Annotated in this window: 18 protein-coding genes; 8 read left to right on the forward strand and 10 right to left on the reverse strand. The window is 56.8% G+C overall.

Features of this window, described 5'->3' with window-relative positions; translation table 11 throughout:
* Positions 1–13: 13 nt before the first annotated feature.
* The 4 genes from hofC to nadC form a co-directional block, all read right to left on the reverse strand.
* On the reverse strand, positions 14–1,213 hold the full coding sequence (gene hofC, locus M2406_RS12530) for a protein transport protein HofC (protein WP_259190230.1): 1,200 nt from the start codon (positions 1,211–1,213) through the stop codon (positions 14–16).
* A complete protein-coding gene (gene gspE / locus M2406_RS12535; RefSeq protein ID WP_259190231.1) occupies positions 1,210–2,655 on the reverse strand; it encodes a type II secretion system protein GspE in 1,446 nt (481 codons plus the stop codon). The genes hofC and gspE overlap by 4 nt, the downstream gene beginning before the upstream one ends.
* On the reverse strand, positions 2,652–3,101 hold the full coding sequence (gene ppdD / locus M2406_RS12540; RefSeq protein ID WP_012005226.1) for a prepilin peptidase-dependent pilin: 450 nt from the start codon (positions 3,099–3,101) through the stop codon (positions 2,652–2,654). Before ppdD ends, gspE begins: the two co-directional genes overlap by 4 nt.
* A gap of 198 nt (positions 3,102–3,299) precedes the next feature.
* Entirely contained in the window at positions 3,300–4,190 is an 891-nt protein-coding gene (gene nadC / locus M2406_RS12545; RefSeq protein WP_259190232.1) for a carboxylating nicotinate-nucleotide diphosphorylase, read from the reverse strand.
* A gap of 215 nt (positions 4,191–4,405) precedes the next feature.
* Between nadC and ampE the strand changes: the two genes are divergently transcribed.
* Entirely contained in the window at positions 4,406–5,260 is an 855-nt protein-coding gene (gene ampE / locus M2406_RS12550; protein WP_012005228.1) for a beta-lactamase regulator AmpE, read from the forward strand.
* A gap of 60 nt (positions 5,261–5,320) precedes the next feature.
* On the opposite strand, the gene hemL is transcribed toward ampE, so the two are convergent.
* Entirely contained in the window at positions 5,321–6,610 is a 1,290-nt protein-coding gene (gene hemL, locus M2406_RS12555; RefSeq protein WP_017891616.1) for a glutamate-1-semialdehyde 2,1-aminomutase, read from the reverse strand.
* Between the two features lie 178 nt (positions 6,611–6,788).
* Between hemL and clcA the strand changes: the two genes are divergently transcribed.
* Positions 6,789–8,228: a H(+)/Cl(-) exchange transporter ClcA gene (clcA, locus tag M2406_RS12560; protein WP_259190233.1), complete on the forward strand. Its 1,440-nt coding sequence runs from the start codon at positions 6,789–6,791 to the stop codon at positions 8,226–8,228.
* 89 nt (positions 8,229–8,317) lie between these two features.
* Positions 8,318–8,662: an iron-sulfur cluster insertion protein ErpA gene (erpA, locus tag M2406_RS12565; RefSeq protein WP_012005231.1), complete on the forward strand. Its 345-nt coding sequence runs from the start codon at positions 8,318–8,320 to the stop codon at positions 8,660–8,662.
* Between the two features lie 58 nt (positions 8,663–8,720).
* On the opposite strand, the gene M2406_RS12570 is transcribed toward erpA, so the two are convergent.
* From M2406_RS12570 to mtnN, 4 genes are all read right to left on the reverse strand, one after another.
* Positions 8,721–8,969 (reverse strand): hypothetical protein, encoded by a 249-nt coding sequence (locus tag M2406_RS12570; RefSeq protein WP_135345175.1) that lies wholly within the window; start codon positions 8,967–8,969, stop codon positions 8,721–8,723.
* Between the two features lie 226 nt (positions 8,970–9,195).
* Positions 9,196–9,810: a TRIC cation channel family protein gene (locus M2406_RS12575; protein ID WP_012005233.1), complete on the reverse strand. Its 615-nt coding sequence runs from the start codon at positions 9,808–9,810 to the stop codon at positions 9,196–9,198.
* Entirely contained in the window at positions 9,810–10,571 is a 762-nt protein-coding gene (gene btuF / locus M2406_RS12580; RefSeq protein WP_017891619.1) for a vitamin B12 ABC transporter substrate-binding protein BtuF, read from the reverse strand. Before btuF ends, M2406_RS12575 begins: the two co-directional genes overlap by 1 nt.
* Before the next feature lie 46 nt (positions 10,572–10,617).
* Complete coding sequence (mtnN, locus tag M2406_RS12585) at positions 10,618–11,319, reverse strand: 5'-methylthioadenosine/S-adenosylhomocysteine nucleosidase (RefSeq protein WP_017891620.1); 702 nt, start codon at positions 11,317–11,319, stop codon at positions 10,618–10,620.
* Between the two features lie 129 nt (positions 11,320–11,448).
* Here mtnN and dgt point away from each other — a divergent pair, with 129 nt between their 5' ends.
* Both dgt and degP read left to right on the forward strand, forming a co-directional pair.
* Positions 11,449–12,966: a dGTPase gene (gene dgt, locus M2406_RS12590; protein ID WP_259190237.1), complete on the forward strand. Its 1,518-nt coding sequence runs from the start codon at positions 11,449–11,451 to the stop codon at positions 12,964–12,966.
* Positions 12,967–13,156: 190 nt separating this feature from the next.
* Entirely contained in the window at positions 13,157–14,587 is a 1,431-nt protein-coding gene (degP, locus tag M2406_RS12595; RefSeq protein WP_012005237.1) for a serine endoprotease DegP, read from the forward strand.
* 66 nt (positions 14,588–14,653) lie between these two features.
* On the opposite strand, the gene barA is transcribed toward degP, so the two are convergent.
* Entirely contained in the window at positions 14,654–17,374 is a 2,721-nt protein-coding gene (gene barA / locus M2406_RS12600; RefSeq protein ID WP_135344667.1) for a two-component sensor histidine kinase BarA, read from the reverse strand.
* Positions 17,375–17,889: 515 nt separating this feature from the next.
* Between barA and relA the strand changes: the two genes are divergently transcribed.
* The 3 genes from relA to pyrG all read left to right on the forward strand — a co-directional run bounded on the left by relA (position 17,890) and on the right by pyrG (position 22,981).
* Positions 17,890–20,121: a GTP diphosphokinase gene (relA, locus tag M2406_RS12605; protein ID WP_012005240.1), complete on the forward strand. Its 2,232-nt coding sequence runs from the start codon at positions 17,890–17,892 to the stop codon at positions 20,119–20,121.
* Between the two features lie 60 nt (positions 20,122–20,181).
* Positions 20,182–20,976: a nucleoside triphosphate pyrophosphohydrolase gene (mazG, locus tag M2406_RS12610; RefSeq protein ID WP_012005241.1), complete on the forward strand. Its 795-nt coding sequence runs from the start codon at positions 20,182–20,184 to the stop codon at positions 20,974–20,976.
* A gap of 367 nt (positions 20,977–21,343) precedes the next feature.
* Complete coding sequence (gene pyrG / locus M2406_RS12615; protein WP_012005242.1) at positions 21,344–22,981, forward strand: glutamine hydrolyzing CTP synthase; 1,638 nt, start codon at positions 21,344–21,346, stop codon at positions 22,979–22,981.
* Positions 22,982–23,005: the final 24 nt, after the last annotated feature.

A 23,005-nucleotide genomic window follows, 5' to 3' on the forward strand; every position in this document is an offset into this window, starting at 1 on the left:
GGTTTTCCAGAACTTACCCCAAAACATTCCCCAACTGGAATATCGGCAAATACATGGCGATCACCAGCGTGCCGACGATCCCGCCCACCACCAGCATCAAGATCGGTTCCAGTGTTTGCGCCAGCGTATCGGCCAACTCAAAAGTTTGCTGCTCATGCCACAGCGCTAGCTTGCCCAACAGCGTATCTAACGAGCCGGATTCTTCGCCCACCCGGACTAACTGCTGACAAAGTGGGGGGAAAAGTGCCTGTTCCCCCAACGCACTGTGGAAAGTCTGACCCTGCGCTATCTGGTGCTGCACCTTCTCCATCGCCTGTCGGTAAAACAGGTTGTCCACCGACAGCGCTGCGGCATTCAATCCTTCAACCAACGTGAGCCCGGCCTGCTGAGTCATGGCCAGAATGCGGAATATTTGGCTCAGGCAACCGCCCTTGATCAATTGAGCGATCAGCGGCAGGCGCAGTAATGCCGCCTGTTCGCGCCTGCGCCAGTGTGACTGCGGGTGCAGTCTTCGAAAATAAGCAAATATTGTGCAACCCATCCCCGTCACCAGCCAGGGGCCGCCGTGGATCAACCAGGTAGAAAGGTTCAGCAGCCCCTGGGTAAACCACGGCAGCGGCGCATTGAAGGACTGATAGACGCCGGCAAATTCCGGTAACACCATGACCAACATCAGAATGCTCACCAACAGCGCTACTGCGCAGATAAACAAGGGATAACGCAGCGCCTTAACCACTTTCTTCTGCAATTTTTGCTGTGCTTCCTGCTGTTGGGCCAGTTGCAAACAGCACTGATCCAGGTGGCCGGTCAGTTCCCCAATGGCGATCAACTGGCGGTAGATCAGAGGAAAGATGGCATGTTGCCCGGCGATAACCTCGGAAAAGGGTTGGCCTTGCCGCACCTGTTCGCTGATGTCCCGCAGCAGACAGCGCCAGGCGGCAGATGGGTGTTCTGCCGCCAGCAACTGCAACCCGCTGACCAGCGGCAACCCGGCCTGCAGCAGGGTGGCAAGTTGGCGGGTGAACTGGATCAAGGGTTCGCCGCGCCACTGACTGGGGGCAATGCGTTTCCCGCTGTTAATTTGGCAGGGTTGTAGCCCTTGTTCGATCAACCAGTGGCTGACCAAATTCTTTTCGCTGCACATCAGTTCGCCCTGACGCAGTTGACCCTGAGGGTCAATCGCCTGCCAGAGGAAAAGGCGCAGCGCTTTCACGTTACCTCCTCACCGGCAATGATGCCGACAATGCGATATACCTCTTCCAGCGATGTGACGCCTTGTGAAACTAGCGTTAACCCGGCTTGCAGCAGCGTTGTCTGCCCTTGCTGTTGGGCAATGTCGGCCAGTTCACCAGGAGCGGCGCCCCGTAACAGCCCGGCCTGCACCTCTGGGGTGATGGTTAGCAATTCATATACCCCGGTGCGGCCGTAGTAGCCGCTAAAGCAGTGTTCGCAGCCATCAGCCTGCCAGGGCAGCAGGGGGGGGGCCCAAATGGCGGCAGGGAAGCGTATGGGCTGGCTTTGCTGATAGCGGCAGTGGCTGCAAAGTTTGCGCACCAGCCGCTGGGCTATCACCAGCTTCAGGCAGGCGGCAATCAGATAGCCGGGAATCCCCATATGGGTCAGGCGCGTCAGGGTTTCGCTGGTGGAGTTGGTGTGCAATGTGGACAACACCAGATGACCGGTTTGCGCGGCTTTAACCGCGATCTCTGCCGTTTCCCCGTCGCGGATTTCACCGATCATGATCACGTCCGGATCTTGTCGCAGTAAGGCGCGTAAAACGCGGGAAAAATCCAGGTCGGTTTTGACATTGATTTGCGTCTGGTTAACGCCAAACAACGGGATCTCGATCGGATCCTCGACGCTGCATAAATTACTTTGCGCATCATTCAACTGACGCAGGCCGCTGTAAAGCGTCACGGTTTTACCGCTGCCGGTCGGGCCGGTGACCAGGATCATACCCTGTGGACAGGACAGTGCCGCGGCAAACTCCGCCAACGCCGGCGGATCCATTCCCAGCCGATCCAGCGGTAGCTCCTGGCGTTCGGTTTGCAGGACTCGCAGTACCACTTTTTCGCCGTGCAGCGTGGGCAGGGTGGCGATGCGCATCGAGTAACTGGCGTTATCCAATTGCACGCTGAGCTGACCATCCTGTGGCAGGCGACGTTCGGCAATGTCCAACTGCCCCATGATCTTCAGCCGGGCGATGAGGCGAGCGGCGAGCGTGAATGGCGGTGAGGTTATCGCCTGCAGTACCCCGTCGATCCGCAGGCGGATACGTAGCGTCTGTTGGTAAGGCTCGAAATGAATATCCGAGGCACGTCGTTGAATGGCGATGCGCAACGTCTGATTGATAAACTGCACAACGGGAGCGTCACTGTCGTCGTTTAATGAGGGTGCATCAGGTTGTGTCTCCGGCGCTTCTTGCGGGAGTCGATCGCCTTGTATTTGTCGTTGGTTTAGTTCCATTTCCAGCCGGGCTGCCGGCCACTGTTCCAGATGAATGCGCTTGCCGGTGGCGAAACGCAGCGCCGACAGCAGCGCCTGTGGCGCCTCTGCCGTCAGGGCTACATTCAGGCAGTACCGATCTTCGCTGAGAGCCAGTGCCTGATAACGGCGGCACAGCGCATGGATTTCGTCACTGATTGCCGTACTCATGGCGTTGGTGCCGTTGCGGTGGCGTCAAAACGGAAAACTTCCTGACAGGTTTCCTGCAAATTGGCGTTGCTGCTGGTGCACTGACGTGTCCAACGGGTCAGGCCGCTGGCGTTTTGGGTTGGGGTCAGTGCGACCGTCAGCCCTTGCAGCGTTTGCGTACCGGTCAGTGAGATCACGCCCTGGGTGACCTTGACTGCGCTGACGTAGCGTGAGGCATCACCGGCAGGGATACCTTGGCTGCCGGCGTTACAGCCGGTTGGCGCGCCAGTGTCGAGCACGCACAACTCAACGGCCAGTTTATACGGCGTCATGGTTTGCAGCATGTCGGTCATCGCTGCTTTTTGGATATAGCGCTGGTAGGCGGGAATGCCTATGGCGCTCAGGATGGCGATAATGGCGATCACCACCATCAGTTCGATTAGGGTAAAGCCGCGCTGTGTTTCCATCTGTTGTTGCCTCCGTGTGAATGTGGAAGCAAAGGTAAGCGTACAGGACGTGAGCTTCGAGTGGGTTATGGCTGTTTTTGGGCGCAGTTCCACAGCAATTTATCCGCATTGCAGAGGAAAGAAAAAAGATGGGGCGAGCTTCGCAATTCTGACGAGAAAATACCTCCCCGATGGACAGGGAGGCAGGGATGACGGACTTTATTTAAAGCGCATCGACAGATCGAGCGCAGTCACGTGTTTGGTCAGGGCGCCAACAGAGATGTAGTCCACGCCGGTTTCGGCGAAGGTGCGCAGGGTTTCACTGGTCACGTTGCCTGAAACTTCCAGTTGGGCACGCCCCTGAGTTTGCGCCACGGCAGCACGCATCATCTCGACGCTGAAATTATCCAGCATGACGATGTCGGCACCGGCATCCAGCGCCTGCTGCAGTTCATCCAGCGATTCGACCTCCACCTCTACAGGCACGTCGGCATGCAGCCAGAAGGCTTTCTCGACCGCCTTTTTAATCGAACCGGAGGCAATGATGTGGTTTTCCTTGATCAGGAAGGCATCGGAAAGCCCCAGGCGATGGTTACTGCCGCCGCCGCACAGCACGGCATATTTCAGCGCGGTGCGCAGCCCTGGCAGAGTTTTGCGGGTGTCCAGCAGGCGGGTTTGCGTGCCATGCAACAACGCCACGTAGCGGCTGACTTCGGTCGCTACGCCGGAAAGCGTCTGGACAAAATTCAGCGCGGTGCGCTCACCGGTCAACAATATCCGAGCCGGGCCGGTCAGTTTGCAGAGCGGCTGGTCTGGGACCAGGCTATCGCCGTCCGCCACCTGCCATTCCACTTTCACCTGGTTACCCAGTTGAATGAAGACTTCATTCAGCCAACGCTGACCACAAAAGATGCCGGGCTCGCGGGTAATAATGGTGGCTTCGGCCTGGGTGTCGGCCGGTAATAATTGCGCGGTAATATCGCGTTCGGCATCGACTTCACCACCCAGGTCTTCACGCAGCGCCTGGGCAACGGCATAGGGGATATCGCTTTCAATTCGTTCAAGAAGCTCGGTGCGGCGACTGTCGGCACTATAGCGGCGTGTCGGCATAGAAAACTCCGAAATGGACGGTAATATCGTAGGGGGAACATGCTACTCTGTTGCCATGATAAGTACCACCGCAGCGCGGTGGTTGCACCGCTAATCTGGTATTAATCCGATCCAGCGGCGATATTTTACCGGGATTTAAATCTGGCATCTCTGGAACAACCCGGCAAGCCTGATGACGCTATGCTTGGAACAATGGAAAGGGAGAGGAGTCGCTAATGACGCTGTTTACGCTGTTACTGGTTCTGGCGTGGGAACGTTTGTTCAAGCTGGGTGAGCATTGGCAGTTGGACCATCGCCTGGAGGTGGTTTTTCATCGGTTGCATCGGTTCTCGCTGGCGCAGACGTTGCTGATGACCCTGGCCTGGATGGTGGTGGTCGGGGGCATTCTGTGGCTGTCTCAAGGGCTGTTTTTCGGCGTAGTGACGCTATTGCTGTGGATTATCATTGATTTGCTGTGTGTGGGTGCGGGCATCAAGCGTAAACACTATCGCGCCTATCTGAAAGCGGCGCGGCAGGGAGATGCTCATGCCAGCGACCAGATGGCGGAGGAGCTGGCACTGATCCACGGTTTGCCGGTGGATTGCAGCGAAGAGCTGCGCCTGCGTGAACTGCAAAATGCGTTGCTGTGGATTAACTTCCGTTATTATCTGGCACCGCTGTTCTGGTTCGTGGTCTGCGGGCCTTATGGGCCGATTGCGCTGGCGGGCTACTCCTTCCTGCGTGCTTACCAGACCTGGTTGGCGCGCCATAATACCCCGCTGGAGCGTTCGCAGTCGGGCATCGATCATCTGTTGAACTGGCTGGACTGGATCCCGGTGCGTCTGGCCGGTGTGGCTTACGCCCTGTTTGGACATGGTGAGCGAGCACTGCCGGCATGGTTTGCATCGCTGGGCGATCTCCATTCTTCGCAGTATCAGGTGCTGACGCGGCTGGCACAGTTCTCACTGGCGCGTGATCCCCATATGGATCCGGTGCAGACCCCGCGGGCGGCGGTAACCCTGGCACGTAAGGTGACGATGATTATCGTGGTGGTGGTAGCCCTGCTGACGATTTACGGTACTTTGCTCTGACGGCGAAATTTGGAAATAAAAACGGGCGCTGAGCGCCCGTTTTTATTGGATAGCCGAAACTTACAGTTTGGCGAAGCAGCGGCGCGCGGCATCGATAGTGCGCTGAATGTCTTCTTTGCTGTGCGCAATGGACATAAAGCCGGCCTCGAAGGCAGAAGGCGCCAGATAAACCCCTTCTTCCAGCATCAGATGGAAGAAACGCTTGAAGCGTTCTACATCGCACTGCATCACGTCCTGATAACTGGTGACTGACGGCGCATCGGTAAAGAACAGGCCGAACATGCCGCCAACGTGGTTCACCACCAGCGCGACGTTTTCTTCTTTCGCCGCGTGCAGCAGGCCGGCTGCCAGCATATCGGTCAGTTCGGTCAGCGTCTGGTGGACACCGACCTGCGAAACTTCGGTCAGGCAGGCAAAGCCTGCCGCCATCGCAATCGGGTTACCGGACAGCGTGCCTGCCTGATAGACCGGGCCGGTTGGTGCCAGCGCTGCCATCACTTCACGACGGCCGCCGAATGCGCCAACAGGCATGCCGCCGCCGATGATTTTACCCAGACAGGTGAGGTCCGGCACCACATCGTAATAGGATTGTGCCCCGGCCAGCGCCACGCGGAAGCCGGTCATGACTTCGTCGATAATCAGCAGTGCGCCGTACTTGTCGCACAACGCACGCAGGCCCGGCAGGAATTCTGGCAGTGGCGGTACGCAGTTCATGTTACCGGCGACCGGTTCGACGATGATGCAGGCGATCTCGGAAGGATACTGCTCAAATGCGGTGCGTACCGAGTCCAGATCGTTAAAGGTGCAGGTCAGGGTGTGCTTGGCAAAGTCAGCCGGCACACCTGGGGAGTTTGGCTGGCCCAGGGTCAGCGCGCCGGAACCGGCTTTCACCAGCAGGCAGTCCGCGTGGCCGTGGTAGCAGCCTTCAAACTTGATGATTTTATCGCGGTTGGTGTAGCCGCGCGCCAGGCGAATGGCGCTCATGGTGGCTTCGGTCCCCGAGTTCACCATGCGTACCATATCCATGGTCGGCACCAGTTCGGTGACCAGCTCCGCCATTTTAACTTCCATCTCGGTAGGGGCGCCAAAGCTCAGGCCGCGCTGCGCCGCTTCGATGACCGCGTTGCGGATCGCCGGGTGGTTGTGCCCCAATACCATTGGGCCCCAGGAACCGACGTAGTCGATATAGGCTTTGCCGTCGACGTCGAACAGGTAAGCCCCGTCCGCCCGTTCGATAAACAGCGGCACACCGCCAACGCCGTTGAATGCACGCACCGGAGAGTTAACCCCGCCTGGGATTACCTGTTTTGCCTGGGCATACAGACTTTCGGACTTGCTGTGTAAGCTCATAAATCGGCTCCTGGATTCTGTTTGAATGATTTGACCGCGCTATTCTAGTGAAGTGTTCGCCGATATGAAACGATCACAGTCAGATACCTATTTAGAGGGGCGGTCAGTCAGCGGGTAGGCTAGAATAATCAGCTGGCCTATTTGTATTACATTTGATTCCATTAATGAATAACCCATTATGACTGAATTACAGCAACAACCGCCGCTAGCGCGCGCTCCGCGCCTGAAACGTAGCGACGCGGTGCGCCAGCTTATACGCCGGGATAAAACGCCGGTGGCGATCCTGTTGATGGCGGCACTGGTGGGAACCCTGGCGGGTTTGCTCGGCGTGGCCTTTGATAAAGCGGTGGATTGGGTGCAGCAACAGCGTTTGTCCGGGCTGGCACAGGTCGCCGATTATTGGATCCTGGTTTGGCCGCTGGCCTTTATTCTTTCCGCCGCGCTGGCGGTGTTGGGGTACTACCTGGTGCACCGTTTTGCCCCGGAGGCGGGCGGTTCGGGTATCCCGGAGATCGAAGGGGCGTTGGAAGAGTTGCGCCCGGTGCGCTGGTGGCGAGTGATCCCGGTGAAGTTTATCGGTGGCATGGGAACGCTGGGGGCAGGCATGGTGCTGGGGCGCGAAGGGCCTACGGTGCAAATGGGCGGCAATGTCGGGCGCATGGTGCTGGATATTTTCCGCATGCGCGGTGCCGAAGCACGTCATTCGCTATTGGCTACCGGTGCGGCTGCCGGCCTTTCCGCCGCCTTCAACGCGCCGCTGGCGGGCATTTTGTTTATCATTGAAGAGATGCGTCCGCAGTTCCGCTATAACCTGATCTCGATTAAAGCGGTATTTATCGGCGTCATTATGTCGAGCGTGGTGTTCCAGCTGTTCAACGGCGAGGGTTCGGTGATCGCAGTGGGCAAGCTCTCTTCGGCACCGATTAATACCCTTTGGCTGTACTTGGTGCTGGGGGCGATCTTTGGTGCGGTGGGCGTGATGTTCAACGCGCTGATTTTCCGCACTCAGGACATGTTCGCTCGCCTGCACGGCGGTAAAATGCGTAAGGTTTTGCTGATAGGCGGATTGCTTGGCGGCATTTGCGGCATTCTGGGGCTGATCCAGCCGGAAGCCGCAGGCGGGGGTTTTGGGCTGATCCCGATCGCCGCGGCAGGTAACTACAGCGTCGGCATGCTGATGTTTATTTTTATTACCCGGGTGATCACCACGCTGTTATGTTTTGGCTCCGGCGCGCCGGGCGGGATTTTTGCGCCGATGCTGGCGCTGGGTACGCTGTTTGGCACCGCCTTTGGCCTGGCCGGTGCCCATCTGTTCCCAGCCTACGGTATCGAGGCCGGTACCTTTGCCATTGCCGGAATGGGCGCCCTGTTTGCCGCCACGGTGCGTGCGCCGCTGACCGGCATTGTGCTGGTGCTGGAAATGTCCGATAACTACCAGCTGATACTGCCAATGATTATTACCTGCCTGGGGGCTACCTTGGTAGCACAGTTCCTCGGCGGTAAGCCGTTGTATTCCTCAATATTGGCCCGTACCTTACAGCGTCAGGAAGCGCTGCAGGCGCGTGAAGCGGCAGATAAAACAGGTAAAGAAGATACAACAAATGCGGTGAATACTTGAACGCAACACTCAGGTATTAGATAATCAATAACATTAATCCGGCCGCCATTGTAGCGACCTGATGCAGAACAATGTTGGGAGTAAAGAGTATGAGTGATGAAACAGCACTGCCCCTGCAATTTACCGAGGCAGCAGCAAGCAAGGTTAAAGTCCTGATTGCTGATGAAGAAAATCCGGATCTGAAGTTGCGGGTTTATATTACCGGTGGCGGCTGCAGCGGATTCCAGTACGGCTTCACTTTTGACGACAAGGTCAACGATGGCGACATGACCATCGAGAAGCAGGGCGTTGCGCTGGTGGTAGACCCGATGAGCCTGCAATATCTGGTCGGCGGTTCGGTCGATTATACCGAAGGGCTGGAAGGCTCCCGCTTCGTGGTGACCAACCCGAACGCCAAAACCACCTGCGGCTGCGGATCCTCGTTCAGCGTCTGATCCTGCCTGCTGCAGTATAAAACCCGCCAACCTCACCGGTTTGCGGGTTTTTTTATCGCTACCATTCCACCGTGACCAGCTCCTGATGAGGATTATGTTCACCCTCGGTCAGCAACCGGCTGCGGGTGACTTTAGGCTGGGGATCGGCCGTACCGCCGCATTTTATCTGAGGCTCTGGGCCGTCAGTACGCACGCTGCACTTTGGGGTAATGGTCAGGCTGACACCGATTTGCCCGCTGGTGGCGCCGGCATAAACGAGGGGGCTGCACAGCAGCGCACTGAATAAAAACAGAATATTTTTCATCATTTGGGGAATAGCCATCCGTAAGCAATCACATGGTGGCTTATCGGCAAAAAGTTAATAAGATTTAACAGGGCGGGATAATAATTAACCTGGAGTTAAAAAGTTTATTACATTGTTTTCCCTGCGTTTTTCAGGCAATGATAATAACACTTTGCTAATTAATTGGTCGAATATTCTGTTTTGAAATGTGACAGCTTGATAAAGCTCCGCCCGAAACCGGGCGGAGGGTTTAGCGTTCGAGGATAAAGGCGGGAAGTTTCAGGTGCCAGCGAATGGCCGCCAGGCGGATCGCCAGCGTGATGCCCATGCCGAGCATCATCGCCTGTTGCAGCGGCATACCGAAGGTCGCATAGGCCGTAGCATGCACAATGCCGCCGATAATACAGGCGGTGGCGTAAATTTCGGTTCGCAGGATCATCGGAATTTCCCGCGCCAGCACGTCGCGGATAATACCGCCGCCGACCCCGGTGATCACCCCCATGCAGATTGCCACCAGCGGACTGGCGTCGGCCGCAAAGGCTTTATTGACCCCGATGCCGACAAACACCGCCAGCCCAACGGCGTCCAGCACCGGCAGGATCCACTTGGGCAGGCGGCGCGGCTGGCGTACCAGCAGCAGCGTCAGCACGCAGGTGATCATGGCGACCACCAGGTCGGTCGGATCTTTCACCCAGAATACCGGCCCGTTGGCTAACGCCATATCGCGGATGGTGCCGCCACCGACCGCCGTGACTACGCCGAGCACCAGTACGCCGAACGGATCCATCCGCAACTTGCCTGCCAACAACACGCCGGAGATGGCGAAAACCGCAGTGCCGAGAATATCCAGCCAAAACACCAGCATTAATGAATCTCCGCCAGTTGGCTGCACAGTTGCTGGGCCGCCAGCATGATGCGTGGGCCGGCGCGGTTGAACCAGTCGCCATTCACCGCAAGCACCGGTACCTGCAGTTGCGGCGCCCAGAAGGCTTTCACGCTGGCGATTTCTTTTTGGTCGCCGGTAATGACGATGGCCTGCGGTTGGCGGGCCAGTACCTGCTCGCGGCTGATTTGCGGCCACGGCATGCGGCTGTCGGCAAAGATGTTCTCTGCGCCGCACAACGACAACACCTGACTTTGCAACGTCGCGCCAGAGCTGGTGAACAGCGGCTGGGTGCCGAATTGCAGCAACACCCGTCGCGGCTGACTGTGCGGATATTTTGCTTTCAGCGCGGCAATTTGCTGACGGATCGCGTTCGCGGCCTGATGCGCTTGTTCTGGGTGTGGGCTGTATTGGGCCAGGTCATCCAGCCGCTGGGCGATGTCATCGATGGTGGTGGCATCGGCATAAAAGATCGGGATGCCAAAAGAGGCGATCTGATCCAGCACCCGTTGTGGATTGCCGCCGCGCCAGGCCAGGATCAGATCCGGCTTTAGCGCCAGCACCCGCTCCAGGTTGATGCCTTGCCAGGAAGCGACTTGCTCCAGCTTGCTGGCCGCCGGGGGATAATCGGAATAAGCGCTCACTGCCAGCAGGGTATCGCCCATGCCGGCAGCATAGGCAAGCTCGGTGGTGTTGGGTGCCAGGCTGATCACCCGTTGGGCGGCGCCGACGGGCAGCGCCATCCATAATGCCAGCAGCCACAGCAGGGCTGAAAAGCGTCGCGTCACATCAACCGCGCTTAGCCAGAGTCTGCAGCATGGCGTTGACCATCAGCGTAGATTGCTTGGCCGCCACGACAAGGAACTCGTCAAAGCTCATGTGCGATTCACTGTCGGCCACGTCAGAGATAGCGCGAACGACCACAAACGGCGTGCCGAACAGGTGGCAGACGTGCCCGACTGCCGCGGCTTCCATTTCTACTGCCGCCACGTTCGGGAAGGTAGCGCGGATGCGTGCCAGTGGCTCGGCACCGTTAATGAAAGCATCACCGCTGCAGATCAGACCGCGTACAGCGTTCAGGTTCAATTGCTTAATGCAGCTTTCGGCCAGCGCAATCAGCGCGTCATCCGCCACAAACGCCGCCGGGCAGCCGGCCATTTGGCCTGGCTCGTATCCAAAGGCGGTCACGTCGGCATCGTGGTAGCGCACTTCTTCGGATACCACAATATCGCCGACCTTCAGCGTGCTGGCCAGGCCACCGGCGGAACCGGTATTGATCACCAGGTCCGGCTTGCAGTGTTCCAGCAGCAGGGTGGTACCCATGGCGGCAGAAACCTTACCGATGCCGGATTTGAGCAGCGCCACGTCAACACCACCGATCTGGCCGGTATAGATTTCACAGCCCGCGCGTTGAAGGGTCTGACGGTTTTCAATTTGATCGCGCAGCAGGGTGACTTCCTGCTCCATTGCGCCGATGATGCCTACTTTCATAAATAACGCTCACTGATTGGGTGTGGGAATTTCGCCATAGTCTATCATGGCTCTCATAGAGAGATAATCCGTTGCATATGCCGTCGGGAATTGTTATCACGGAGGCAGGGTGCAACGGCGGAGAAACAGATGTCCGGGATCGACTTTAAGCAGAAAATCAGCTTCCAGCGGCCATTCAGCAAGCCAATTGAAGCCGAGGAAGAATACGATATTGTCCGGCAGTTCGAGAGCGATCGCGGGCGCATAGTCAATTCCGCCGCTATTCGCCGTCTGCAGCAAAAAACCCAGGTGTTTCCTCTCGAGCGTAACGCCGCGGTCCGCAGTCGCCTGACGCACTCGATGGAAGTGCAACAGGTCGGAAGGCATATCGCCAAAGAGATCCTCAATCGTTTTAAACAGGACGGGCGAGTCGACGCTCTCGGCCTGACCAAACTGCTGGATCCTTTTGAAAGCATTGTCGAAATGGCCTGCCTGATGCACGACATCGGTAACCCGCCTTTTGGTCATTTTGGCGAGTCGGCGATCAACAACTGGTTTTCCCAGCGTCTCGATCCCGCCAGCTGCGGCAGCGAACCGGCCAGCAACGATCGCTGCCAGGTCAGCGCATTGCGTCTGCACGAAGGCGAGAGCGATCTTAACCGCCTGCGCAGCCGCATCCGTCACGACCTCAGCCATTTTGAAGGTAATGCCCAGGCGATCCGGCTGGTGCATACCCTACTGAAGCTTAACCTGACCTACGCGCAGGTGGGCTGTATCCTGAAATATACCCGCCCGGCCTATTGGGCGAGTGACATTCCCGCCAGCCATAATTACCTGATGAAAAAACCGGGCTTTTATCTGGCGGAAGAGGCCTTTGTCGATCGCCTGCGGCGCGAGCTGAATATGGGCGAGTTCGACCGTTTCCCATTGACCTATATTATGGAAGCCGCTGACGATATTTCCTACTGCGTGGCCGATCTGGAAGATGCGGTGGAAAAAAACATTTTTACCGTCGAGCAGCTTTACCAGCATTTAACCCAGGAGTGGGGCGAAGTCACGCCGGGTGATTTGTTTGATAAAACCGTGGCCAGCGCTTTTCGCAAGATCGCGCACGGTGGCGCGCGGCGCAGTAGCGAAGATCAGTTCTTCATGTATTTACGGGTCTTTACCGTGGCGCGATTGGTCCCGCATGCGGCGCAGCGTTTTATTGATAACCTGGAGGCGGTCTATCAGGGCAACTTTAATCAGGCGCTGCTGGAGGACTCCAGCCCGGCTTACCAATTGCTGAAGATTTTCAAAAATGTCGCGTTCAAACACGTGTTCAATCACCCGGAAGTAGAGCAGCTTGAGCTGCAGGGCTACCGGGTGATCAGCGGCCTGCTGGATATCTACAGCCCACTGTTGGCGATGCCGCTGGCGGACTTTACCCTGTTGGTGCAGGAAGACAGCCATCGTGCCTATCCGATCGAAACGCGTCTGTATCATAAGCTTTCAACCAAGCATCGGTTGGCCTATATCGAAGCGATTGAAGGCCTGCAACATCTGTCACCCGAGCAGTTGGCGATCCGCGAGTATTATTTCCGTGCGCGGTTACTGCAGGATTATATCAGCGGCATGACCGATCTTTATGCCTATGACGAATATCGGCGATTAATGGCTGCGGAATAATTCATTCAGCTAATAAATATTATTTTAAGCACTTTGCCTGGCGCTACGGTCCTATTTGGAGTTTTGTAAAGACGGACAATATTTGTTTACTATTACCAATAACCTGCGCCGGAACTTAGCGGTATTAATAGGTTCTGATTATGCACAAAGACCGTAATACTTTCTGAACGACTTTATAAGAGACACACAGATGAAAAAAACCGCATTAGTTCTGAGCGCATTGGCATTCAGTATTGGTATGGCGATGGGTCCGATGACGGCCAGCGCCGCAGAAACCGCTTCTTCCAGCACTCAGCAATTGCCAAGCCTGGCACCGATGCTGGAAAAAGTGATGCCTTCCGTGGTGAGCATTAATGTTGAAGGCAGCACCACGGTCAATACGGCGAAGATGCCGCCGCAGTTCCAACAGTTCTTCGGTGAAGATTCACCGTTCTGCCAGGACGGTTCGCCGTTCCAGGCTTCGCCGATGTGTCAGGGTGGCGAGCCGGGTGCTCCGGGTCAGGGGACCCAGCAGAAATTCCAGGCGCTGGGCGCCGGGGTGGTGATTGATGCCGCTAAAGGCTACGTGGTGACCAACAATCACGTGGTGGATAACGCCAATAAAATTCAGGTCCAATTGAACGACGGCCGTAAATTTGACGCCAAGGTGATCGGCAAGGATCCACGCTCCGATATCGCGCTGATCCAACTGAAAGACTTTAAAAATCTGACGGCGATCAAAATGGCGGACTCCGAACAACTGCGCGTAGGTGATTACACCGTCGCGATCGGCAACCCGTACGGGCTGGGTGAGACCGCCACTTCCGGCATCGTATCTGCGCTGGGCCGCAGCGGCTTGAATATCGAAAACTACGAGAACTTCATCCAGACCGATGCGGCGATTAACCGCGGTAACTCCGGTGGTGCGTTGGTTAACCTGAACGGTGAACTGATCGGCATTAACACCGCCATTTTGGCACCGGACGGCGGCAACATCGGTATCGGCTTCGCCATCCCGAGCAACATGGTGAAAAACCTGACGGCGCAGATGGTCGAATATGGCCAGGTGAAACGCGGCGAATTGGGCATTATGGGCACCGAACTGAACTCTGAGCTGGCGAAAGCGATGAAAGTGGACGCGCAGCGCGGGGCCTTTGTCAGCCAGGTGATGCCGAAATCCTCTGCCGCCAAGGCGGGTATCAAGGCCGGTGATGTGATTGTCACCATGAACGGTAAAGCCATCTCCAGCTTCGCGTCGTTCCGTGCGGAAATCGGTACTTTGCCGGTCGGCAGCAAAATGTCGCTGGGCATTATCCGCGACGGCAAACCGGTGACCGTGGACGTCACGCTGGAGCAAAGCGCCCAGACTCAGGTTGAATCCGGCAATATCTACACCGGTATTGAAGGCGCCGAACTGAGCAATGGTCAGGCTGGCGCTCAGAAAGGCGTGAAGGTCGATAACGTCAAGGCCGGCAGCGCTGCCGCACGTATCGGCCTGAAAAAAGGCGACTTTATCCTTGGGGTTAACCAGCAGCCGATCCAGAACCTGGGCGAACTGCGTAAAATCCTCGACAGCAAACCGTCGGTACTGGCGCTGAATATCCTGCGCGGTGACACCACGCTGTATCTGCTGATGCAGTAAGGTTAACCAGCCAATCCTTGTGAACAAGGCACTCCACGACGGAGTGCCTTTTTGTTGCCTGTCGTATCAGGCCAGATGAGCGCGAGCCGCCTGGCTCACCAGCTCAATCTCATCCAACAGTTCCAGCCATTCCGGCTCCAGCTCGTCGTTGCTGACGCCCTGACGTAACTGCTGTTCAAGGTAGAAACACAGCTGTTTCAGGCGCGGTACGCCGCTGTAGCTGCAACTGCCGTGCAGCTTGTGGATCAAATCGAGAATGCCGTCATCCGGCGCGCCGTCCAGTATCGCTTGCACCCGTCCGCTGACCTGCGGCAGGAAATCGAGCAGCATCTGCAGCAGGTCATGCGCCAGATCGGGCTTGTTCGCCGCCTGACGCAACGCCAACGGCCAGTCGAGCGACAGCAGTGGTTGATTGACCGCAGTTTCCGGCTCCGGCTCGCCGCTGTAGTAACGCGCCAGTACGCGCGTCAGCATCGCTTCGTCAATCGGCTTGGCCAGATAGTCATCCATCCCGGCCTGCAACAAATGCTCGCGCTCGCCGCTGACCGCGTGGGCGGTGACGGCGACGATTGGCGTCGAATTGTGGTGCGGCAGTTGGCGGATCAACTCGCTGGTACGAATGCCGTCAATATTGGGCATCTGAATATCCATCAGGATCAAATCCAGCACGTTATCGCGCGCCAGCTGCAGCGCTTCTTCGCCGCTTTCGCACAGCAGGGTCTTTTCCACCTGTTCGGCCAGCAGAGTGCCAATCAGCTTCAGATTGGCCGGATTATCATCGACCGCCATCACCGTCAGCGGCAGGCGCTTATGTTCCGGCAGGGCGGCGAGGCGCGGCGGTGTTTCCATGCGCAGCAGCGGGAACAGACGGTTGCTGGTGATCGGCTTGATCAGGCAGCCGGCCGCACCCTGTTGTTTAAGCTGTTCGGCGTTGATTTGCGATTGGCAGGGCAGGGCCAGAATCACCCGGTCGGCGATTTTCAGCGCCGCCAGCAGTTTGCTTTCGTGCTGCGCCATATTCTCACGGAACGGGATCGGTACCCCGACCAGCAGGAAGTCGTAATTTTTCTTCGGCAACTGGGCCAGCGTTGGCGAATGGGTGATCACCAAATGGGTGACGCTCAGCATATTCAGCGTCGCCTGCGCCGCCATCGGGTTGGCTTCGATATAGCCCAGGGTCTTGCCTTGCAGATCCGGCAGGTTCGACGGCAGCGACAGCATGCCCTCGTGCAGGTCGAGGGTAATGTGGAACCAGAAGGTCGAACCGCGGTTCAACTGGCTGTGGAAACAGATATCGCCGCCCATCTCTTTCACCAGCTTCTGGGTGATCACCAGCCCCAGGCCGGTACCGCCGTGGCGGCGCGAAATGCTGGCATCCGCCTGACGGAACGCCTGGAACAGCTGTGACTGCTGCCGTTCGGAGATGCCAATGCCGGTGTCATGAATTTGTACTTCCAGCTCCATCTGGCGCTCTTGCTGGCCACGCAGCTCGACGCGGATATCGATGTTGCCGGTTTCGGTAAATTTGATCGCGTTGCCCAGCAGGTTGGTAATGATCTGTTGCAGCCGCAAGGAGTCGCCAATCACCTGTTCCGGCACGTCGTTATGCACGTCCAGCGTCAACTCCAGCCCTTTCTCATGGGCGCTGGGCGCCAGCAGCACTATCACTTCGTCCAGCGTCTCGCGCAGCGCGAACGGGATATGCTCCAGCACCAGCTTGCCGGCCTCCAGCTTGGAGAAGTCCAGCACGTCGTTGATGATGGTCAGCAGGTTGTTGGCCGAGCGCTCGATGGTTTGCAGATAGTCGGTCTGGGTGACGCTCATTTCGGTTTTCAGCATCTGGCGGGTAAAACCGATCACGCCGTTGAGCGGGGTACGCAGCTCGTGCGACATGTTCGCCAGGAATTCGGATTTGATGCGCGCCGCTTCCTGGGCGCGTTTTTTTGCCAGATCCAGCTCGACGTTCTGGATCTCCATTTGCTCCAGCGTCTCGCGCAGATCGGAGGTGGCCTGGTCGATATTCTGCTGCATCTCTTCGTGGTAGGCGGTGAGCGACATCGCCATCGAGTTAATGCCGTTCTTCAGCATGTGCAGTTCGCCGAGCATAAAGCCTTCGACGCGGCTGTCGAGCTGGCCGCGGCGGATGCGGTCAACGGTATTGACCATATTGCGGATCGGGCCGGTAACGTCACGCATCAGGCGGTAAGCGAACAAAATGGCGATACACATGCACAGCAGCAGCAGCAGGGTAGAGACAAACACCTCTTTATATTGCTGTAACCGGACCGACTGCAGATCCAGCTCGATCGCCACATAGCCCAGGCGGTTGTCCTGCTGAGGATCGCTGCTGGCGGCCTGATCCGGATACTGGCTCTCCGCCAGGATCGGAGTACGCAGGATCAGTGAGTCGCCTCGCCGCGTCAGCATCAGATCGGTGGGGATGGGTACCCCTTTCGGCAACTGCAGTTGGGTAAAGTTGTGATGATAATTGGAGGTGACAAACAGATTATTCTGCGCGTCGAATACCGTAATCGAGCGCACGATATCTGAATGACGGCGGTGCAACAGGCTGACCAACTGCCTGACCGACTCGCGGCTGCGGAACGTCATGCCGTACTCGCTGGCCACCGCCAGCGGTTCGATAATACTGGCACCGGCGTCAACCAGCTGTTCCTGCAATTCATTGTAGCGATGCACTACGAAGAAGGTGCTGAGCAACAGACCAATCAACAGCGTTGGGGCCAGAATCAGGATCATCATGCGCGCCCGCAGGCTGTATTTGGTCATGGGTTTCCAAAGTGGGAAAATTGCCGGACAGACTCTACTTTAAATGAACCGGCGCTCGATCGACAAACTATGGTGCATTTCTTTATTCGGCACCCTGCGGTGAGCGCCTCGAAAAACTGCGCGGTGAAACGCCGTATTATCAGGTCGACGGACTACGCTTAGACTGCCGTCCGTGTGACTTTATTCATATAAATAGCTTATTAAATCAGTCAATGGTGGGGCAGGCCCTTGAATGGTTCGCTATTCAACCCAATGATCGGGTATTGGATCTGTTCTGCGGTCAGGGCCATTCTGCCCAGCCGTTGGCGCGACGCGCCGCTGGCATAGAGGTGTTGCCACACCGCGAGCGAATGGGCAATATAATGCACATAAGAATAGGCTGAGTTACGCCGGCTTCTTATCGTCTTGCGCGTGTGTGGATATTGGAGCGGTTTTCGCATACGGGGCATCTTGAGTCAATGGCGCTGTTGATTAACGGTTTTGCGCCAGAGGTCGCTGCAAAGTAGGGAGAGGTTATGGTTGCGGTAAGAAGTGCACATCTGAACACGGCTGGCGAATTTGCTCTCGACGAGTGGATTGCCAGCTTGGGGCTACCTAACCCGCAGTCATGTGAGCGATTAGCCGCAACCTGGCGCTACTGTGAGCAACAGACTCAGAACCATCCCAACGCGTCGCTGTTACTGTGGCGCGGGTTGGAAATGGTGGAAATCCTCTCCACCCTGAGCATGGACAACGACAGCATGCGCGCCGCGCTGCTGTTCCCGTTGGTGGATGCCGGTATCGTGGATGAAGAAACCCTGACCGAAGCCTTCGGCAAGGGCATCACCTACCTGGTACATGGCGTACGCGATATGGACGCCATCCGCCAACTGAAAGCCACCCAAAATGATTCAATGGCCTCCGAACAGGTCGACAACGTGCGCCGCATGCTGTTGGCGATGGTGGAGGATTTCCGCTGCGTGGTGATCAAGCTGGCGGAGCGTATCGCCCACCTGCGTGAAGTGAAAGACGCGCCGGAAGACGAACGCGTCCTGGCGGCCAAAGAGTGTTCGAATATCTATGCGCCACTGGCCAACCGTCTCGGTATCGGCCAACTGAAATGGGAGCTGGAAGATTTCTGCTTCCGTTACCTGCACCCGGACGAATACAAACGCATCGCCAAGCTGCTGCATGAGCGCCGTATCGATCGCGAACAGTTTATCGATGATTTCGTCGCCTCGCTGCGTAATGCTATGGTTGATGAAGGCGTCAAGGCGGACATCTACGGCCGTCCAAAACATATCTACAGCATCTGGCGCAAGATGCAGAAGAAGGCGCTGGCGTTTGACGAGCTGTTTGACGTGCGCGCGGTGCGCGTGGTGGTCGAGCGCTTGCAGGACTGCTATGCGGCGCTGGGGATTGTGCATACCCACTTCCGCCATCTGCCGGATGAGTTCGACGACTATGTCGCCAACCCGAAACCCAACGGTTACCAGTCGATCCACACCGTAGTTCTGGGGCCACGTGGTAAAACGCTGGAGATCCAGATCCGTACCCGCCAGATGCATGAAGACGCCGAACTGGGCGTGGCCGCGCACTGGAAATACAAAGAGGGCGCGGTTGCGACGGTACGTTCCGGCTATGAAGAACGCATCGCCTGGCTGCGCAAACTGATCGCCTGGCAGGAAGAGATGGCGGATTCCGGCGAAATGCTCGACGAGGTTCGCAGCCAGGTGTTCGACGATCGGGTTTACGTGTTTACCCCGAAAGGCGACGTGGTGGATCTGCCGGCCGGCTCCACGCCGCTCGACTTTGCCTATCATATTCACAGTGACGTTGGTCACCGCTGCATCGGCGCCAAAATTGGCGGCCGTATCGTGCCCTTTACCTATCAGTTGCGGATGGGCGATCAGATTGAAATTATCACCCAGAAGCAGCCGAACCCAAGCCGCGACTGGCTGAACCCGAACCTGGGCTATGTTACCACCAGCCGCGGACGCTCCAAAATCCACAACTGGTTCCGCAAGCAGGATCGCGATAAGAACATCCTGGCCGGTCGCCAAATGCTGGACAGCGAGCTGGAACACCTCGGTATCAGCCTGAAAGAGGCCGAGAAACTGCTGATCCCGCGTTACAACATGAATTCGCTGGATGAAATACTGGCGGCGATTGGCGGCGGGGATATTCGCCTGAATCAGATGGTGAACTTCCTGCAGGGCAAGTTCAACAAACCGAGTGCTGAGGAGCAGGATCGCGAAGCGTTGCGCCAGCTGGTGCAGCACAAAGCGCCGGCAGCCACCCGCAGCAAGGACAACGGCCGGGTGGTGGTGGAAGGGGTAGGCAACCTGATGCACCACATTGCCCGCTGCTGCCAGCCGATCCCGGGTGACGATATTATCGGCTTTATCACCCAGGGCCGCGGCATTTCGATCCACCGGGCAGACTGTGACCAACTGGTGGATCTGCAGTCACACGCGCCGGAACGCATCGTTGACGCGGTGTGGGGCGAGAGCTATTCCAGCGGATACTCGCTGGTGGTCCGCGTGATGGCCAACGATCGCAGCGGTCTGCTGCGCGACATCACCACCATTTTGGCCAACGAAAAGGTCAACGTGCTGGGCGTGGCCAGCCGCAGCGACACCAAAAAGCAGTTGGCGACCATCGATATGGACATTGAAATCTACAACCAGCAGGTGCTGGGCCGGGTATTGGCCAAGCTCAATCAACTGCCGGACGTGATTGATGCCAAACGACTGCACGGCAGTTAACCTTACATTTTTTATCGCGGGGCCCATATATTGGGCCTCGCTCGTTTCAGAGACTTCGTCATGACCCAATCTTCTCCGTTACAACGCTTGCTGAACATCATGAGAACGCTGCGCGATCCGCAGGCCGGTTGCCCGTGGGACCGCAAGCAGACCTTTGCCACTATCGCCCCTTACACGCTGGAAGAAACCTATGAGGTGCTGGATGCCATAGAGCGCCAGGACTACGGCGATCTTCGTGACGAACTGGGTGACCTGCTGTTCCAGGTGGTGTTTTACGCCCAGATGGGCCAGGAGCAGGGGCTGTTTGATTTCGACGAGGTCTGCAATGCCATCAGCGACAAGCTGGAACGCCGTCATCCGCATATCTTTGGCGAAGCCGATGCAGCAGACAGTGAGGCCGTTGCGGCGCGCTGGGAGCAACTGAAAGCCGGTGAGCGCGCCGAGAAAGAGCTGCATTCGGCGTTGGATGATATTCCGCAGGCGCTGCCGGCGTTGATGAAGGCGCATAAAATTCAGAAACGCTGTGCCTCGGTCGGTTTTGACTGGCACACCCTGGGGCCGGTGCTGGACAAGGTGTACGAAGAGATTGACGAAGTGATGCATGAAGCGCGGCAGGCGGTGGTCGACGAGCAGAAGCTGGAAGAGGAAATCGGCGATTTGCTGTTCGCCACGGTGAATTTATCGCGTCATCTTGGCCACAAGGCAGAAAACGCGCTACAGGCCGCCAATCGCAAGTTCGAACGCCGTTTCCGTCAGGTGGAAGAAATTGTCAAACAGCGCGGGCTACAGATGGGCGAAGCCACGCTGGAGCAGATGGAAGAGGCGTGGCAACAGGTTAAACGCCAGGAAAACTAATCAGCAGCAGTGCTGTCCTATGATTATCGCAATGTTGATCGGCGACAAGATTTACGCAAGCTGAAACGGTTAAGCTCAGGGTCATGGTTTGCTGAACTGTGGTCCGTCGACAGTAAAACGCCAACAAACTGAATTCTAAGGCGTTTTATTATCTCGAAAGGGCGGTAAATTGAATTTTTCTGTGCTAACTCATTGTTTTAAAAAGAGCGTTTCTGGCGGGCCGAAAGAGTAAACCCGGATGAACTCCCGAGGGGAAAAGAGATGATGGACAGTAAAACGATCGTTTGTAGGTCTGAAGAGGTTCGGGTATACTACTTTCCCGTCTTGGTTCTTCCATCGTCTTTAAACCTAAACTCTCAGGTTCAGCATGACAACTAATTATATTTTTGTGACCGGCGGGGTCGTATCCTCTCTGGGTAAAGGCATTGCCGCAGCCTCTCTGGCGGCTATTCTTGAAGCCCGTGGCCTCAACGTTACCATCATGAAACTGGACCCGTACATCAACGTGGATCCGGGCACCATGAGCCCGATTCAGCATGGGGAAGTTTTCGTCACCGAAGACGGCGCAGAAACCGATCTGGATTTGGGTCACTACGAGCGCTACATCCGTACCAAAATGTCGCGTCGCAACAACTTCACCACCGGTCGTATCTACTCCGACGTTCTGCGTAAAGAACGCCGTGGCGACTATCTGGGCGCAACCGTACAGGTTATTCCGCACATCACCAACGCGATCAAAGAGCGTATCCTCGAAGGTGGCGAAGGTCACGACGTGGTATTGGTGGAAGTTGGCGGTACCGTGGGCGATATCGAATCGCTGCCGTTCCTGGAAGCCATTCGTCAGATGGCCGTGGAAGTGGGCCGTGAGCACACCCTGTACATGCATCTGACGCTGGTGCCGTACCTGGCCGCTGCCGGTGAAGTGAAAACCAAACCTACCCAGCATTCCGTAAAAGAGCTGCTTTCCATCGGTATTCAGCCTGATGTGCTGATTTGCCGTTCTGATCGCGCCGTTCCTGCTAACGAACGTGCAAAAATCGCACTTTTCTGTAACGTGCCGGAAAAAGCGGTTATCTCCCTGAAAGACGTTGATTCTATTTATAAAATCCCAGGCCTCTTGAAATCTCAGGGGCTTGATGATTATATTTGTAAACGATTCAGCCTCAATGCGCCGGAAGCCAACCTGGCCGAATGGGAGCAGGTGATTTACGAAGAAGCCAATCCGGGCGGCGAAGTGACCATCGGTATGGTCGGCAAATATGTCGAACTGCCGGATGCCTATAAGTCGGTGATTGAAGCTTTGAAACACGGCGGCCTGAAAAATCGTCTGACCGTGAACATCAAGCTGATCGACTCGCAGGATGTGGAAACCCGCGGTGTAGAAGTGCTGAAAGGTCTGGATGCTATCCTGATCCCGGGTGGCTTCGGTTACCGTGGTGTGGAAGGCAAGGTGATGACCGCGCGTTACGCGCGTGAAAATAACATCCCTTACCTGGGCATCTGCCTGGGTATGCAGGTGGCACTGATGGAGTTCGCCCGCAACGTGGTGGGTATGGAGAACGCCAACTCTACCGAGTTTGTGCCAGACTGTAAGTACCCGGTGGTGGCGTTGATCACCGAGTGGCGCGACGAAGACGGCAACGTCGAAGTGCGTACTGAAGAAAGCGATTTGGGTGGCACGATGCGTGTCGGTGGCCAGCAATGCCACCTGACCGACAATAGCCTGGTACGTCAGATGTACGGCGAACCGACCATTGTTGAACGTCATCGTCACCGTTATGAAGTTAACAACATGCTGTTGAAGCAGATCGAAGCCGCCGGGCTGTTGGTTGCCGGCCGTTCCGCAGACAACAAGCTGGTTGAGATTATCGAACTGCCGAATCACCCGTGGTTTGTAGCTTGTCAGTTCCACCCGGAATTTACTTCGACGCCGCGTGATGGTCATCCGTTGTTCGCCGGCTTTGTGAAGGCCGCTGGTGAGTATCAGAAGCGCCAGGTGAAATAAAATATTTGGTAGGCGGCGCGCGGT

The organism is Serratia sp. BIGb0163, assembly GCF_024809935.1.
Lineage (GTDB): Bacteria > Pseudomonadota > Gammaproteobacteria > Enterobacterales > Enterobacteriaceae > Serratia > Serratia quinivorans.

Excerpts from the sequence above, each read along its gene's own strand:
- gspE (WP_259190231.1), bottom strand. The coding sequence starts at position 2,655 with ATGAGTACGGCAATCAGTGACGAAATCCATGCGCTGTGCCGCCGTTAT.
- ppdD (WP_012005226.1), bottom strand. The coding sequence starts at position 3,101 with ATGGAAACACAGCGCGGCTTTACCCTAATCGAACTGATGGTGGTGATC.
- nadC (WP_259190232.1), bottom strand. The coding sequence starts at position 4,190 with ATGCCGACACGCCGCTATAGTGCCGACAGTCGCCGCACCGAGCTTCTT.
- ampE (WP_012005228.1), top strand. The coding sequence starts at position 4,406 with ATGACGCTGTTTACGCTGTTACTGGTTCTGGCGTGGGAACGTTTGTTC.
- hemL (WP_017891616.1), bottom strand. The coding sequence starts at position 6,610 with ATGAGCTTACACAGCAAGTCCGAAAGTCTGTATGCCCAGGCAAAACAG.
- clcA (WP_259190233.1), top strand. The coding sequence starts at position 6,789 with ATGACTGAATTACAGCAACAACCGCCGCTAGCGCGCGCTCCGCGCCTG.
- erpA (WP_012005231.1), top strand. The coding sequence starts at position 8,318 with ATGAGTGATGAAACAGCACTGCCCCTGCAATTTACCGAGGCAGCAGCA.
- M2406_RS12570 (WP_135345175.1), bottom strand. The coding sequence starts at position 8,969 with ATGATGAAAAATATTCTGTTTTTATTCAGTGCGCTGCTGTGCAGCCCC.
- M2406_RS12575 (WP_012005233.1), bottom strand. The coding sequence starts at position 9,810 with ATGCTGGTGTTTTGGCTGGATATTCTCGGCACTGCGGTTTTCGCCATC.
- btuF (WP_017891619.1), bottom strand. The coding sequence starts at position 10,571 with ATGGCGCTGCCCGTCGGCGCCGCCCAACGGGTGATCAGCCTGGCACCC.
- mtnN (WP_017891620.1), bottom strand. The coding sequence starts at position 11,319 with ATGAAAGTAGGCATCATCGGCGCAATGGAGCAGGAAGTCACCCTGCTG.
- dgt (WP_259190237.1), top strand. The coding sequence starts at position 11,449 with ATGTCCGGGATCGACTTTAAGCAGAAAATCAGCTTCCAGCGGCCATTC.
- degP (WP_012005237.1), top strand. The coding sequence starts at position 13,157 with ATGAAAAAAACCGCATTAGTTCTGAGCGCATTGGCATTCAGTATTGGT.
- barA (WP_135344667.1), bottom strand. The coding sequence starts at position 17,374 with ATGACCAAATACAGCCTGCGGGCGCGCATGATGATCCTGATTCTGGCC.
- relA (WP_012005240.1), top strand. The coding sequence starts at position 17,890 with ATGGTTGCGGTAAGAAGTGCACATCTGAACACGGCTGGCGAATTTGCT.
- mazG (WP_012005241.1), top strand. The coding sequence starts at position 20,182 with ATGACCCAATCTTCTCCGTTACAACGCTTGCTGAACATCATGAGAACG.
- pyrG (WP_012005242.1), top strand. The coding sequence starts at position 21,344 with ATGACAACTAATTATATTTTTGTGACCGGCGGGGTCGTATCCTCTCTG.